At 55.4% G+C, this 16,034-nt stretch carries 7 protein-coding genes, 1 tRNA gene and 2 rRNA genes; 9 read left to right on the forward strand and 1 reads right to left on the reverse strand.

The genetic code is table 11. The features are described 5' to 3' along the window. Nucleotides 1–82: 82 nt before the first annotated feature. The 7 genes from L383_RS04350 (at nt 83) to aceK (ending at nt 9,565) form a co-directional block, all read left to right on the forward strand. Nucleotides 83–158, forward strand: a tRNA-Glu gene (locus tag L383_RS04350). A 192-nt stretch (nt 159–350) separates the two neighbouring features. Then, nucleotides 351–3,256 (forward strand): 23S ribosomal RNA (locus L383_RS04345). 64 nt (nt 3,257–3,320) lie between these two features. Further along, a 5S ribosomal RNA gene (gene rrf / locus L383_RS04340) occupies nt 3,321–3,436 on the forward strand. A 176-nt stretch (nt 3,437–3,612) separates the two neighbouring features. Next, entirely contained in the window at nt 3,613–4,542 is a 930-nt protein-coding gene (metA, locus tag L383_RS04335) for a homoserine O-acetyltransferase MetA (protein WP_023331771.1), read from the forward strand. Nucleotides 4,543–4,812: 270 nt separating this feature from the next. Next, complete coding sequence (gene aceB, locus L383_RS04330) at nt 4,813–6,414, forward strand: malate synthase A (RefSeq protein WP_014882084.1); 1,602 nt, start codon at nt 4,813–4,815, stop codon at nt 6,412–6,414. Nucleotides 6,415–6,445: 31 nt separating this feature from the next. Next, the gene (gene aceA, locus L383_RS04325) at nt 6,446–7,750 is read left to right on the forward strand and encodes an isocitrate lyase (RefSeq protein ID WP_023331772.1); all 1,305 of its coding nucleotides are present in this window, start codon (nt 6,446–6,448) and stop codon (nt 7,748–7,750) included. Between the two features lie 51 nt (nt 7,751–7,801). Then, complete coding sequence (aceK, locus tag L383_RS04320; protein WP_023331773.1) at nt 7,802–9,565, forward strand: bifunctional isocitrate dehydrogenase kinase/phosphatase; 1,764 nt, start codon at nt 7,802–7,804, stop codon at nt 9,563–9,565. Here the strand turns inward: aceK and iclR are convergent. Then, nucleotides 9,519–10,346, reverse strand: coding sequence for a glyoxylate bypass operon transcriptional repressor IclR (iclR, locus tag L383_RS04315; RefSeq protein ID WP_014882087.1), 828 nt, complete (start codon nt 10,344–10,346; stop codon nt 9,519–9,521). The two genes, aceK and iclR, sit on opposite strands and share 47 nt — an antisense overlap. A 193-nt stretch (nt 10,347–10,539) precedes the next feature. Between iclR and metH the strand changes: the two genes are divergently transcribed. Next, on the forward strand, nt 10,540–14,223 hold the full coding sequence (metH, locus tag L383_RS04310) for a methionine synthase (protein WP_023331774.1): 3,684 nt from the start codon (nt 10,540–10,542) through the stop codon (nt 14,221–14,223). A gap of 116 nt (nt 14,224–14,339) precedes the next feature. Continuing rightward, a complete protein-coding gene (locus L383_RS04305) occupies nt 14,340–15,971 on the forward strand; it encodes a Na/Pi cotransporter family protein (protein ID WP_014882089.1) in 1,632 nt (543 codons plus the stop codon). The last annotated feature ends 63 nt before the right edge of the window (nt 15,972–16,034 follow it).

Consider the following 16,034-nt stretch of genomic DNA (forward strand, 5'->3'; position numbering starts at 1 on the left):
TAAAGAACCTGCCTTTGCAGTGCTCACACAGATTGTCTGATGAAAAGTAAATAGCAAGGCGTCTTGCGATTGAGACTTCAGTGTCCCCTTCGTCTAGAGGCCCAGGACACCGCCCTTTCACGGCGGTAACAGGGGTTCGAATCCCCTAGGGGACGCCACTTGCTGGTTCGTGAGTGAAAGTCACCTGCCGTCATATCTCAAAACTGACTTGCGAGTCATGTTTGAGATATTTGCTCTTTAAAAATCTGGATCAAGCTGAAAATTGAAACGACACACATGTTATGTGTGTTCGAGTCTCTCAAATTTTCGCAAACCGATGATGAATCGAAAGAAACATCTTCGGGTTGTGAGGTTAAGCGACTAAGCGTACACGGTGGATGCCCTGGCAGTCAGAGGCGATGAAGGACGTGCTAATCTGCGAAAAGCGCCGGCGAGGTGATATGAACCTTTGACCCGGCGATGTCCGAATGGGGAAACCCAGTGCAATTCGTTGCACTATCGTTAACTGAATACATAGGTTAACGAGGCGAACCGGGGGAACTGAAACATCTAAGTACCCCGAGGAAAAGAAATCAACCGAGATTCCCCCAGTAGCGGCGAGCGAACGGGGAGCAGCCCGGAGTCTGAATCAGCTTGTGTGTTAGTGGAACGGTCTGGAAAGTCCGACGGTACAGGGTGATAGTCCCGTACACGAAAATGCACAGGTTGTGAACTCGAAGAGTAGGGCGGGACACGTGGTATCCTGTCTGAATATGGGGGGACCATCCTCCAAGGCTAAATACTCCTGACTGACCGATAGTGAACCAGTACCGTGAGGGAAAGGCGAAAAGAACCCCGGCGAGGGGAGTGAAAAAGAACCTGAAACCGTGTACGTACAAGCAGTGGGAGCCTACTTGTTAGGTGACTGCGTACCTTTTGTATAATGGGTCAGCGACTTATATTCTGTAGCAAGGTTAACCGTATAGGGGAGCCGAAGGGAAACCGAGTCTTAACTGGGCGTTAAGTTGCAGGGTATAGACCCGAAACCCGGTGATCTAGCCATGGGCAGGTTGAAGGTTGGGTAACACTAACTGGAGGACCGAACCGACTAATGTTGAAAAATTAGCGGATGACCTGTGGCTGGGGGTGAAAGGCCAATCAAACCGGGAGATAGCTGGTTCTCCCCGAAAGCTATTTAGGTAGCGCCTCGTGAATTCATCTTCGGGGGTAGAGCACTGTTTCGGCTAGGGGGCCATCCCGGCTTACCAACCCGATGCAAACTACGAATACCGAAGAATGTTATCACGGGAGACACACGGCGGGTGCTAACGTCCGTTGTGAAGAGGGAAACAACCCAGACCGCCAGCTAAGGTCCCAAAGTCATGGTTAAGTGGGAAACGATGTGGGAAGGCACAGACAGCCAGGATGTTGGCTTAGAAGCAGCCATCATTTAAAGAAAGCGTAATAGCTCACTGGTCGAGTCGGCCTGCGCGGAAGATGTAACGGGGCTAAACCATGCACCGAAGCTGCGGCAGCGACGCTTATGCGTTGTTGGGTAGGGGAGCGTTCTGTAAGCCGTTGAAGGTGGCCTGTGAGGGTTGCTGGAGGTATCAGAAGTGCGAATGCTGACATAAGTAACGATAAAGCGGGTGAAAAGCCCGCTCGCCGGAAGACCAAGGGTTCCTGTCCAACGTTAATCGGGGCAGGGTGAGTCGACCCCTAAGGCGAGGCCGAAAGGCGTAGTCGATGGGAAACAGGTTAATATTCCTGTACTTGGTGTTACTGCGAAGGGGGGACGGAGAAGGCTATGTTAGCCGGGCGACGGTTGTCCCGGTTTAAGCATGTAGGCGGAGGTTCCAGGTAAATCCGGTACCTTATTAACGCTGAGGTGTGATGACGAGGCACTACGGTGCTGAAGTAACAAATGCCCTGCTTCCAGGAAAAGCCTCTAAGCATCAGGTAACACGAAATCGTACCCCAAACCGACACAGGTGGTCAGGTAGAGAATACCAAGGCGCTTGAGAGAACTCGGGTGAAGGAACTAGGCAAAATGGTGCCGTAACTTCGGGAGAAGGCACGCTGATATGTAGGTGAAGCCCCTGCGGGTGGAGCTGAAATCAGTCGAAGATACCAGCTGGCTGCAACTGTTTATTAAAAACACAGCACTGTGCAAACACGAAAGTGGACGTATACGGTGTGACGCCTGCCCGGTGCCGGAAGGTTAATTGATGGGGTTAGCGGCAACGCGAAGCTCTTGATCGAAGCCCCGGTAAACGGCGGCCGTAACTATAACGGTCCTAAGGTAGCGAAATTCCTTGTCGGGTAAGTTCCGACCTGCACGAATGGCGTAATGATGGCCAGGCTGTCTCCACCCGAGACTCAGTGAAATTGAACTCGCTGTGAAGATGCAGTGTACCCGCGGCAAGACGGAAAGACCCCGTGAACCTTTACTATAGCTTGACACTGAACACTGGTCCTTGATGTGTAGGATAGGTGGGAGGCTTTGAAGCGTGGACGCCAGTCTGCGTGGAGCCGCCCTTGAAATACCACCCTTTAATGGCTGGTGTTCTAACGTAGACCCGTGATCCGGGTTGCGGACAGTGTCTGGTGGGTAGTTTGACTGGGGCGGTCTCCTCCCAAAGAGTAACGGAGGAGCACGAAGGTTAGCTAATCCTGGTCGGACATCAGGAGGTTAGTGCAATGGCATAAGCTAGCTTGACTGCGAGAGTGACGGCTCGAGCAGGTGCGAAAGCAGGTCATAGTGATCCGGTGGTTCTGAATGGAAGGGCCATCGCTCAACGGATAAAAGGTACTCCGGGGATAACAGGCTGATACCGCCCAAGAGTTCATATCGACGGCGGTGTTTGGCACCTCGATGTCGGCTCATCACATCCTGGGGCTGAAGTAGGTCCCAAGGGTATGGCTGTTCGCCATTTAAAGTGGTACGCGAGCTGGGTTTAGAACGTCGTGAGACAGTTCGGTCCCTATCTGCCGTGGGCGCTGGAGAATTGAGGGGGGCTGCTCCTAGTACGAGAGGACCGGAGTGGACGCATCACTGGTGTTCGGGTTGTCATGCCAATGGCACTGCCCGGTAGCTAAATGCGGAAGAGATAAGTGCTGAAAGCATCTAAGCACGAAACTTGCCCCGAGATGAGTTCTCCCTGAGACTATAAGTCTCCTGAAGGAACGTTGAAGACGACGACGTTGATAGGTCGGGTGTGTAAGCGCAGCGATGCGTTGAGCTAACCGATACTAATGAACCGTGAGGCTTAACCTTACAACGCCGAAGCTGTTTTGGCGGTGAGAGACGATTTTCAGCCTGATACAGATTACAGAATTTGCCTGGCGGCTTTAGCGCGGTGGTCCCACCTGACCCCATGCCGAACTCAGAAGTGAAACGCCGTAGCGCCGATGGTAGTGTGGGGTCTCCCCATGTGAGAGTAGGGAACTGCCAGGCATCAATCAAGAAGAACCCCGTACCGTAAGGTGCGGGGTTTTTTGCTTTTGGCTTTATTCCTCTCCTTGAAACTTTCTCACCTTCCTCTTGCAGACTCGACATTCAGGCCGGATCTCGGTATTGTTAGCTGTCTGGATGTCTAAACGTTTATACGTATGCTTTGAGGATTCAACGATATGCCGATTCGGGTGCAGGACGAGCTACCAGCCGTCAATTTCTTACGTGAAGAGAACGTCTTTGTGATGACGGCTTCACGCGCAACAGTTCAGGAAATTCGCCCGCTGAAGGTTCTTATTCTCAACCTGATGCCGAAAAAGATTGAAACAGAGAATCAGTTCCTGCGTCTGCTTTCAAACTCTCCGCTGCAGGTCGATATTCAGCTGCTGCGGATCGATGCGCGCGAGTCACGCAACACGCCTTCTGAGCACCTGAACAACTTTTACTGTAACTTCGATGACATTCAGGGTGAAAACTTCGACGGCCTGATTGTGACCGGCGCACCGCTCGGTCTGGTTGAATTTAACGATGTTGCCTACTGGCCGCAGATCAAACAGGTCCTGGAGTGGGCAAAAGATCACGTCACGTCCACCTTGTTTGTTTGTTGGGCGGTACAGGCGGCACTGAATATTCTTTATGGTATCCCTAAACAAACCCGCACTGAAAAGCTCTCCGGCGTATACGAACACCACATTCTTCATCCACATGCTCTGCTGACGCGCGGGTTTGATGATTCGTTTCTGGCGCCGCATTCGCGCTATGCCGATTTCCCGGCGCAGCTGATCCGTGATTACACCGATCTGGAGATCCTGGCCGAAACGGAAGAGGGAGATGCATACCTGTTTGCCAGCAAAGATAAGCGCATTGCCTTTGTAACCGGGCATCCTGAATACGATCCGCATACCCTCGCGTCAGAGTATTTCCGTGATGTCGAAGCGGGTCTTAATCCGGATGTGCCGTACAACTATTTCCCGAAAAACGATCCACAAAACAAACCGAGAGCAACCTGGCGCAGCCACGGGAATTTGCTTTTTACTAACTGGCTCAACTATTACGTCTACCAAATCACGCCATACGATCTGCGACACATGAATCCGACGCTAGAGTAATCTTCTGTATTAAACGATCCTAAAGCGTTTCAGCTGTTCGCATCAGGCACCTTCGGGTGCCTTTTTTATTTCCGAAATTCTACTCAACATTGGGGAAAACTTTAATTTCATACTGATCAAGGAGTTAACGTTATAAATTAAATAAAATGGAAATTGTTTTTGATTTTGGAAAAAATAGAGATAGTCTTAATTCTGCTGAGCGAAAACTACACAACGATCTTTCGTTCGCATCGGGGGCGTGATTTTGGATCTTTGATGAGGAGCAGAGTAATGACTCAACAGGCAACGACGGTCGACGAACTGGCCTTTACCCAGCCGCATGGTGAGCAAGAACAGCAAATATTGACGGCAGAGGCGGTCGAATTTCTGACTGAACTGGTGACCCGCTTTACGCCGCAGCGCAATAAGCTGCTGGCAGCACGCATTCACCAGCAGCAGGAAATTGACGATGGCAAGTTGCCTGGGTTTATTTCGGAAACCGCTTCCATTCGTCGTGGTGAGTGGAAAATTCGTGGTATTCCTGAAGATTTACAGGATCGCCGCGTTGAGATCACCGGTCCGGTAGAACGCAAAATGGTGATCAACGCCATGAACGCGAACGTTAAAGTCTTTATGGCTGATTTTGAAGACTCGCTGGCACCGGACTGGCGTAAGGTTATCGAGGGGCAAATCAACCTGCGCGACGCCGTGAACGGCACCATCAGCTATACCAACGAAGCCGGGAAAATCTATCAACTTAAACCGAATCCGGCGGTGCTGATCTGTCGCGTACGCGGTCTCCATCTGCCTGAAAAACACGTCACCTGGCGTGGAGAAGCCATTCCCGGCAGCCTGTTTGATTTCGCGCTCTATTTCTTCCACAACCACAAAAACCTGCTGGCAAAAGGCAGCGGCCCCTATTTCTATCTGCCAAAAACGCAGGCCTGGCAGGAAGCGGCGTGGTGGAGTGACGTGTTCAGTTATGCAGAAGATCGTTTCAACCTGCCACGTGGCACCATCAAAGCCACCCTGTTGATTGAAACGCTGCCTGCGGTTTTCCAGATGAACGAAATTCTGCATGCCCTGCGTGACCACATCGTCGGCCTGAACTGTGGGCGTTGGGACTATATCTTCAGCTATATCAAAACCCTGAAAAATTATCCCGATCGTGTACTGCCCGATCGTCAGGTCGTCACTATGGATAAGCCGTTCCTGAGCGCCTACTCGCGCCTGCTGATCAAAACCTGCCACAAGCGCGGTGCCTTTGCGATGGGCGGCATGGCGGCATTTATTCCGAGCAAAGACGCGGAGCGTAACAATCAGGTGCTCAACAAAGTGAAGGCCGATAAAGAGCTTGAAGCGCGTAACGGTCATGACGGAACGTGGATCGCCCATCCGGGCCTCGCAGACACGGCAATGGAAGTCTTTAACCGCGTACTCGGTGACAATAAAAATCAGCTCTTTGTTACGCGCGAAGAGGATGCGCCAACGGCTGAAGAACAGCTGCTGGCACCGTGTGCAGGTGAACGTACGGAAGAGGGCATGCGCGCCAACATTCGCGTTGCGGTGCAGTACATCGAAGCCTGGATCTCCGGCAACGGCTGCGTGCCGATCTACGGCCTGATGGAAGATGCCGCCACGGCGGAAATCTCCCGCACCTCTATCTGGCAATGGATCCATCATCAAAAAACGCTCAGCAACGGCAAGCCGGTGACCAAAGCCCTGTTCCGCCAGATGCTGGCCGAAGAAATGCGGGTGATCCAGGACGAGTTGGGCGAACACCGCTTCAGCAGCGGACGTTTTGACGATGCTGCACGCCTGATGGAACAAATCACCACCTCAGATGACTTAATCGACTTCCTGACCCTGCCGGGCTACCGCTTCCTGGCGTAACTCACCACATAACAATATGGAGCATCTGCACATGAAAACCCGTACCCAACAAATCGAAGAACTGAAGAAAGAATGGACACAACCGCGCTGGGAAGGCATTCGTCGTCCGTACAGCGCGGAAGAAGTGGTGAAATTACGCGGCTCGGTCAATCCGGAATGCACGCTGGCGCAAAATGGCGCGGCGAAAATGTGGAAGCTGCTGCACGGTGGTTCCAAAAAGGGTTATATCAATAGCCTCGGGGCGTTGACCGGCGGTCAGGCACTGCAGCAGGCGAAGGCCGGTATTGAGGCTGTCTATCTTTCCGGCTGGCAGGTTGCGGCGGATGCCAACCTGGCATCCAGTATGTATCCGGATCAGTCCCTCTATCCGGCGAACTCCGTGCCGTCGGTGGTTGATCGAATCAACAACACCTTCCGCCGTGCGGATCAGATCCAGTGGGCGGCAGGCATCGAACCCAACGATCCGCGCTTTGTTGACTACTTCCTGCCGATCGTCGCGGATGCGGAAGCGGGTTTCGGCGGCGTGCTGAACGCGTTCGAGCTTATGAAATCAATGATTGAGGCCGGTGCAGCGGCCGTTCACTTCGAAGATCAGCTGGCATCGGTGAAGAAGTGCGGACACATGGGCGGTAAGGTGCTGGTTCCGACCCAGGAAGCGATTCAGAAGCTGGTTGCCGCGCGTCTGGCGGCAGACGTGCTCGGCGTGCCGACGCTGGTCATTGCCCGTACCGATGCGGATGCGGCTGACCTGATCACCTCTGACTGCGATCCGTACGACAGCGAGTTTATTACCGGTGAGCGCACCAGCGAAGGGTTCTATCGTACCCATGCAGGCATCGAACAGGCGATCAGCCGTGGCCTTGCGTATGCCCCTTACGCCGACCTGGTCTGGTGTGAAACCTCCACGCCGGATCTGGCGCTGGCAAAACGTTTTGCCGATGCCATTCATGCGAAATATCCGGGCAAACTGCTGGCCTATAACTGCTCGCCGTCCTTCAACTGGCAGAAGAATCTGGATGATAAAACTATCGCCAGCTTCCAGCAGCAGCTTTCTGACATGGGCTACAAGTACCAGTTCATTACCCTGGCGGGTATCCACAGCATGTGGTTCAACATGTTCGACCTTGCACATGCTTATGCGCAGGGTGAAGGCATGAAGCACTACGTCGAGAAGGTTCAGCAGCCAGAATTCGCCGCCGGAAAAGAGGGTTATACCTTTGTTTCTCACCAGCAGGAAGTGGGTACGGGCTACTTCGACAACGTGACCACCATCATTCAGGGCGGTGCCTCCTCCGTCACCGCCTTAACGGGATCAACCGAAGAAGCACAGTTCTAATCGTTTCCCCCTCTCCCCCCTCGGGGAGAGGGTTGGGGTGAGGGGGAATATATGTCGCGTGGCCTGGAATTACTGATTGCTCAAACTATTTTGCAGGGCTTCGATGCCCAGTATGGTCGTTTTCTTGAAGTGACATCCGGTGCGCAACAGCGCTTCGAACATGCAGACTGGCATGCGGTTCAGCAGGCCATGAAGCAGCGTATTCACCTTTATGACCACCACGTGGGTCTGGTGGTGGAGCAGTTGCGCTGTATTACCGATGGTAAAAGCCCGGATGCGGACTTTTTACTGCGCGTGAAAGAGCACTACACCCATTTATTACCTGACTATCCGCGCTTCGAGATTGCGGAGAGCTTTTTCAACTCCGTCTATTGCCGGTTATTTGACCACCGCTCATTATCTCCTGAGCGGTTATTTATCTTCAGCTCTCAGCCTGAACGACGATTTCGTGCTATCCCACGTCCGCTGGCGAAAGATTTCTTCCCGGAACGCGGGTGGGAGAAGCTTTTGCACCGTGTGCTAACCGATTTGCCGCTGCGTTTGCCCTGGGAGAATAAAACCCGGGATATAGGTTATATCCACACCCACCTGCGCGAAACCTTCGGCGAGGCGTTGCTCGGCCGCAGCCACTTGCAGGTTGCCAACGAGCTTTTCTATCGCAATAAAGCCGCCTGGCTGGTAGGAAAACTGGTCACGCCATCGGCCATCGTACCGTTTCTGCTCCCCATCCATCGCACAGATGACGGGGAACTGTTTGTCGATACCTGCCTGACCACCAGCGCCGAGGCCAGCATTGTATTTGGCTTCGCCCGCTCCTATTTCATGGTGTACGCACCGTTGCCTGCCGCGCTGGTGGAATGGCTGCGGGAGATCCTGCCGGGCAAAACCACCGCCGAGCTGTATATGGCGATTGGCTGTCAGAAGCACGCTAAAACGGAAAGCTATCGGGAATACCTGCGTTATGTCACCACCGCAGATGAACAGTTTATCGAAGCGCCTGGCATTCGCGGCATGGTGATGCTGGTGTTTACGCTTCCGGGGTTCGACCGCGTATTTAAGGTCATTAAAGACCGCTTCGCGCCGCAAAAAGAGATGACCGCCGCGCACGTCCGCGCCTGCTATCAGCTGGTCAAAGAGCATGACCGTGTCGGACGTATGGCGGATACTCAGGAATTCGAAAACTTTGTGCTGGATAAGCAACAGATCGACCCGGCGCTGATGGCGCTTTTGCTCAAGGAAGCATCCGGGAAAATCACCGATCTTGGCGACAAAATCGTGATTAGCCATCTTTACATCGAGCGCCGCATGGTGCCGCTGAACATCTGGCTGGAGCAGTCCGAGGGTCAGGTGCTGCGCGATGCTATAGAAGAATACGGTAACGCGATTCGCCAGCTTGCCGCGGCCAATATTTTTCCGGGCGATATGCTGTTTAAAAACTTCGGTGTCACGCGCCACGGGCGAGTGGTGTTTTATGATTACGACGAGATTTGCTACATGACCGAAGTGAATTTCCGCGATATCCCGCCGCCCCGTTACCCGGAAGATGAACTGTCTGGTGAACCGTGGTACAGCGTTTCGCCGGGCGATGTCTTTCCCGAAGAGTTTCGCCACTGGCTGTGCGCCGACCCGCGCATCGGGCCGCTATTTGAAGAGATGCACGCCGACCTTTTTCGTGCCAGCTACTGGCGTGGGCTGCAAACGCGGATCAAAAACGGGCATGTGGAAGATGTGTACGCTTACCGCCGCAAGCAGCGGTTTTGCATCCGGTTTAACGAATCCCACCATACGCCAGCGTCACCTCTTTCGCCGCCTTAATCACCAGCGCACCTAACTCGGTGACGCGGTCGTCGGTCATGCGCGAAATTGGCCCGGAGATAGAGATGGCGGCAAACGGCTCGCGGTGCTCATCAAAGATACAGGCCGCGATACAGCGCAGACCCAAAGCATGTTCTTCATCATCAAATGAATAGCCACGCTTGCGGGTTAACGCCAGATCCTCTTTCAGATGCACCGGCGAAACCAGCGTGGCATGGGTATAGGCGTGCAGCCCTTTACGATGCAGCAGCCCTGTCACCTGATCTTCGCTGAGCTGAGACAGAAACGCTTTTCCTGCCCCGGACGCATGCATCGGCAGCTTACCGCCAATCGGCGCGGACATACGCATCAGCTGCGTGCACTGCACCTGATCGATAATGATTGCCTGATGATCGCTCTGATCAAGCACCGCCAGGTTTACCGTCTCGCCGGAATCTTCCATCAGCTTGCGCAGAATCGGATGGACAATCGCCAGCAGATTGCGGCTTTGCAGGAAGCTGCTGCCAACGATAAAGGCATGTGCGCCCACCGCCCAGTGTCCCAGCTCGCCGACCTGGCGGACAAAGCCCAGCTGCTGCATAGTGGTCAGCAGGCGGTGCGTGGTGGAGTTCGGCAGGCCAGCCTGCTGGGCCAGCTCCGTCAGGGCCACGCTGCTGTGCGACTCGGCTATCCACTCCAGCAGCTTCAGACCGCGCGTGAGCGATTGAACCTGTCCGCTCGGTTGTGCAGCGGGGGTGGCAGCAGGTTTTCTGCCGCGTTTGGCGGGAACGGTCGCGACCATGACGATCTCCTTTTTCTGTATCGTGGAAATCATTTTCGTTTTATTTGGTGATTTTGCAACCGTTATCCTGACTGATCGGAGGAGTGATGGTGAACATGTCTCATGTTACCGCTGTGTGACTTTTCCACCCTGCGAGATTGTGCCAGTATGGAACGCAGCCTTTTGGCCTTGTTGAGCGTTGTCGGGAGCAAGTGTGAGCAGCAAAGTAGAGCAACTGCGTGCGCAGTTAAATGAACGAATTCTGGTGCTGGACGGCGGCATGGGCACGATGATCCAGGGCTATCGTCTGAGTGAAGACGATTTCCGCGGCGAACGCTTCGCTGACTGGCCTTGCGATCTGAAAGGTAATAACGACCTGCTGGTGCTCAGCAAGCCGTCCGTCATTAAGGATATCCACAATGCCTACTTCGAGGCAGGGGCGGATATCGTTGAAACCAACACCTTTAACTCGACAACCATCGCTATGGCGGATTACCAGATGGAATCCCTGTCGGCGGAGATCAACTTTGAGGCGGCTAAACTGGCTCGTGCCTGCGCAGATGAATGGACTGCCCGCACGCCGGACAAACCGCGCTACGTTGCCGGGGTGCTTGGCCCAACCAACCGCACCGCATCAATCTCACCGGACGTCAACGACCCGGCATTTCGTAATATCACCTTTGACCAGCTGGTCGCTGCCTACCGTGAATCGACCAAAGCGCTGGTGGAAGGCGGTTCCGACCTGATCCTGATTGAAACGGTTTTCGACACCCTCAACGCCAAAGCCGCGATTTACGCGGTGAAAGAGGAGTTCGAGGCACTGGGCGTTGACCTGCCGATCATGATTTCCGGCACCATTACCGACGCCTCCGGCCGTACCCTGTCCGGCCAGACCACCGAAGCGTTTTATAACTCCCTGCGCCACGCGGAAGCGCTCTCCTTTGGCCTGAACTGTGCCCTGGGGCCAGATGAACTGCGCCAGTACGTGCAGGAGTTATCGCGCATCGCAGAATGCTATGTCACCGCGCACCCGAACGCCGGTCTGCCCAATGCCTTTGGTGAATACGATCTGGATGCCGACACCATGGCGGCGCAAATCCGCGAGTGGGCTGAATCTGGCTTCCTGAACATTGTTGGCGGCTGCTGCGGCACCACGCCGGAACACATTGCCGCTATGAGCAACGCCGTGGCCGGGCTGCCGCCGCGTAAGCTGCCTGAGCTTCCCGTTGCCTGTCGTCTTTCTGGTCTCGAGCCGTTGACCATTGGTGACGACAGCCTGTTTGTGAACGTGGGTGAGCGGACTAACGTTACCGGTTCCGCGAAGTTCAAACGTCTGATCAAAGAAGAGAAATACAGCGAAGCACTGGACGTCGCCCGCCAGCAGGTGGAAAGCGGCGCACAGATTATTGATATCAACATGGACGAGGGGATGCTCGACGCCGAAGCGGCGATGGTGCGTTTCCTCAACCTGATTGCCGGCGAGCCGGACATTGCCCGCGTGCCGATCATGATCGACTCTTCCAAATGGGAAGTCATCGAAAAAGGGCTGAAGTGCATTCAGGGTAAAGGCATCGTCAACTCTATCTCGATGAAAGAGGGCGTTGATATCTTTATCCACCACGCGAAGATGGTCCGCCGCTACGGTGCCGCCGTGGTGGTCATGGCCTTCGACGAAGTGGGCCAGGCGGATACCCGCGAGCGTAAAATTGAGATATGCCGCCGCGCGTACAAGATTTTGACCGAAGAGGTGGGTTTCCCGCCGGAAGACATCATCTTCGACCCGAACATTTTCGCCGTCGCGACCGGGATTGAAGAGCATAACAACTATGCCCAGGACTTTATCGGCGCATGTGAAGACATTAAACGTGAATTGCCGCATGCGTTAATCTCCGGCGGCGTGTCGAACGTGTCGTTCTCGTTCCGCGGCAACGACCCGGTGCGTGAAGCGATCCACGCCGTGTTCCTCTACTACGCCATCCGCAACGGGATGGACATGGGGATCGTTAACGCCGGCCAGCTGGCGATTTACGATGACCTCCCTGCCGAGCTTCGCGACGCGGTAGAAGATGTCATCCTTAACCGTCGCGACGACGCCACCGAGCGCATGCTGGACCTCGCGGAGAAATACCGCGGCAGCAAAACGGATGAATCGGCCAACGTTCAGCAGGCCGAGTGGCGTTCCTGGGACGTGAAAAAGCGTCTGGAATATTCGCTGGTGAAAGGCATCACCGAGTTTATTGAGCAGGACACCGAAGAAGCGCGCCAGCAGGCAGCTCGCCCGATTGAGGTGATCGAAGGCCCGCTGATGGACGGCATGAACGTGGTCGGCGATCTGTTCGGCGAGGGAAAAATGTTCCTGCCGCAGGTGGTGAAATCTGCCCGCGTGATGAAGCAGGCCGTGGCCTATCTGGAGCCGTTTATCGAGGCCAGCAAAGAGAAAGGCTCCAGCAACGGCAAGATGGTCATCGCCACCGTGAAGGGCGACGTGCACGACATCGGCAAGAATATCGTCGGCGTGGTGCTGCAGTGCAATAACTACGAAATTATCGACCTCGGGGTAATGGTCCCGGCGGATAAAATCCTCAAAACCGCGCGTGAGGTGAATGCCGACCTGATTGGCCTTTCCGGGCTGATCACGCCGTCGCTGGACGAGATGGTCAACGTGGCGAAAGAGATGGAGCGTCAGGGCTTCACTATTCCGCTGCTGATTGGCGGAGCGACCACCTCGAAAGCCCATACTGCGGTGAAAATCGAGCAGAACTACAGCGGCCCGACGGTCTATGTGCAGAACGCCTCGCGCACCGTAGGCGTGGTGTCCGCGCTGCTCTCCGACACCCAGCGCGATGACTTCGTGGCGCGCACCCGCAAAGAGTACGAAACCGTCCGCATCCAGCACGGTCGTAAGAAACCGCGCACGCCGCCGGTTTCACTTCAGGCGGCGCGCGATAACGATCTGGCGTTTGACTGGTCGAGTTATACCCCGCCGGTCGCGCATCGTCTGGGCGTGCAGGACGTCACCGCCAGCATCGAAACGCTGCGTAACTACATCGACTGGACGCCGTTCTTCATGACATGGTCGCTGGCGGGCAAATATCCGCGCATCCTCGAGGATGAGGTGGTAGGTGAAGAGGCGAAGCGGTTGTTTAAAGATGCCAATGACATGCTCGACAAGCTGAGTGCAGAGAAATCCCTCAATCCGCGCGGCGTGGTGGGGCTGTTCCCGGCGAACCGCGTGGGTGACGATGTGGAAATCTACCGCGATGAAACCCGCACGCATGTGCTGACCGTGAGCCATCACCTGCGTCAGCAAACGGAGAAAGTGGGCTTCGCCAACTACTGTCTGGCGGATTTCGTCGCACCGAAACTGAGTGGCAAAGCCGACTATATCGGCGCCTTTGCGGTAACCGGCGGCCTGGAAGAAGATGCGCTGGCGGAGGCATTCGAAGCGCAGCATGATGATTACAACAAAATCATGGTCAAAGCGATTGCCGACCGCCTGGCGGAAGCCTTCGCTGAGTATCTGCATGAGCGCGTACGTAAGGTGTACTGGGGCTACGCGGCCAATGAAAACCTCAGCAACGAGGAGCTGATCCGCGAAAACTACCAGGGCATTCGCCCGGCCCCGGGCTATCCGGCCTGCCCGGAGCACACCGAAAAAGGCACCATCTGGAAACTTCTCGATGTTGAGGCCCATACGGGGATGAAACTCACCGAGTCGTTCGCCATGTGGCCGGGTGCCTCCGTCTCAGGCTGGTACTTCAGCCACCCGGACAGCAAGTACTTTGCCGTGGCGCAGCTACAGCGCGATCAGATCGAAGATTACGCCCTGCGCAAAGGCATGAGCGTGTCAGAAGTCGAGCGCTGGCTGGCGCCTAATCTCGGCTACGACGCCGACTAAAATCACTTTTCCTTACAACAAACAGGGCGCTCATGGGGCGCCCTGTCTCTTTCTTACGTTTAAACCCTTATACTGAACCTAAGGAAAATGAATAACGATAAGGAGGAAAACCTTCCGTGCTGACCCTGTTACATCTGCTCTCCGCAGTCGCACTGCTCGTTTGGGGGACCCATATCGTCCGTACCGGCGTGATGCGCGTCTTTGGTGCTCGTTTACGCACCGTTCTCAGCAGCAGCGTTGAGAAGAAGCCGCTCGCCTTTTGTGCGGGGATAGGCGTCACGGCGCTGGTTCAGAGCAGTAATGCCACCACCCTGCTTGTCACCTCCTTTGTGGCACAGGATCTGGTGGCGCTCGCGCCGGCACTGGTGATCGTGCTGGGGGCCGACGTAGGTACCGCGCTGATGGCGCGTATTCTGACGTTCGATCTCTCCTGGCTGTCGCCGCTGCTGATTTTCATTGGCGTCATCTTCTTCCTCGGGCGCAAACAGACGCGTGCCGGGCAGCTTGGGCGCGTGGGGATTGGCCTGGGGCTGATCCTGCTGGCGCTGGAGCTGATTGTGCAGGCGGTCACCCCCATCACCGAGGCCAACGGCGTTCAGGTCATCTTCGCCTCTCTGACCGGTGACATCATGCTGGACGCGCTGATTGGCGCGGTGTTTGCCATCGTCAGCTATTCAAGCCTGGCAGCCGTATTGCTGACGGCCACGCTCACCGCTGCCGGGGCGATCTCCTTCCCGGTGGCGCTATGTCTGGTGATTGGTGCGAACCTGGGGTCTGGCCTGCTGGCAATGCTCAACAACAGTGCCGCCAACGCTGCGGCTCGCCGCGTGGCGCTCGGCAGCCTGCTGTTTAAGCTGGTGGGTAGCCTGATTATCCTGCCGTTTGTGCACCCGCTGGCGAACCTGATGGATAACCTCTCGCTGCCGAAAGCGGAGCTGGTGATCTATTTCCACGTTTTCTATAACCTGGTGCGCTGCCTGGCGATGGTGCCTTTTGCGGGGCCGATGGCCCGCTTTTGCGAACGACTCATTCAGGATGAACCGGAGCTGGATGCGCGCCTGAAACCGAAGCATCTGGATACCTCCGCGCTGGATACCCCGGCGCTGGCGCTGGCGAATGCCGCCCGCGAGACGCTACGCATGGGTGATGCGATGGAAACCATGCTCGAAGGGCTGCAGAAGGTGATGCACGGCGAACCGCGCGAAGAGAAAGAGTTGCGCAGGCTGGCGGACGATATCAACGTGCTTTATACCGCCATTAAGCTCTATCTGGCGCGTATTCCGCAGGATGAACTGGCGGAAGAGGAGTCTCGCCGCTGGGCAGAAATCATCGAGATGTCGCTCAACCTGGAGCAAGCCTCCGATATCGTGGAGCGTATGGGGAGTGAGATTGCAGATAAGTCACTGGCAGCACGTCGGGCATTCTCCATTGAGGGCCTGAAGGAGCTGGAGGCGCTCCACGAACAGCTGTTGAGCAACCTGAAGCTGGCGATGCTGGTCTTCTTCTCCAGCGACGTGCCGAGCGCGCGCCGCCTGCGTCGTAACAAGCATCGCTTCCGCATCCTCAACCGTCGCTACTCGCACGCCCACGTTGAGCGTCTTCACCAGCAAAACGTGCAGAGTATCGAGACCAGCTCCCTGCACCTGGGGCTGCTGGGGGACATGAAGCGTCTTAACTCGTTGTTCTGCGCGGTGGCCTATAGCGTGATGGAACAGCCGGATGAAGATGACGAGCGGGACGAGTATTAATCTCTGAAAGCGCCTCGCAAAACCGTTTTGCGAGGCGTGACACCTTATAAAGCGCCATTTACG

Origin of the sequence: Enterobacter sp. MGH 37, from assembly GCF_000534515.1 — a bacterium.
Taxonomy (GTDB): domain Bacteria; phylum Pseudomonadota; class Gammaproteobacteria; order Enterobacterales; family Enterobacteriaceae; genus Enterobacter; species Enterobacter kobei.

Excerpts from the sequence above, each read along its gene's own strand:
- aceK (WP_023331773.1), top strand. The coding sequence starts at position 7,802 with ATGTCGCGTGGCCTGGAATTACTGATTGCTCAAACTATTTTGCAGGGC.
- aceA (WP_023331772.1), top strand. The coding sequence starts at position 6,446 with ATGAAAACCCGTACCCAACAAATCGAAGAACTGAAGAAAGAATGGACA.
- aceB (WP_014882084.1), top strand. The coding sequence starts at position 4,813 with ATGACTCAACAGGCAACGACGGTCGACGAACTGGCCTTTACCCAGCCG.
- iclR (WP_014882087.1), bottom strand. The coding sequence starts at position 10,346 with ATGGTCGCGACCGTTCCCGCCAAACGCGGCAGAAAACCTGCTGCCACC.
- metA (WP_023331771.1), top strand. The coding sequence starts at position 3,613 with ATGCCGATTCGGGTGCAGGACGAGCTACCAGCCGTCAATTTCTTACGT.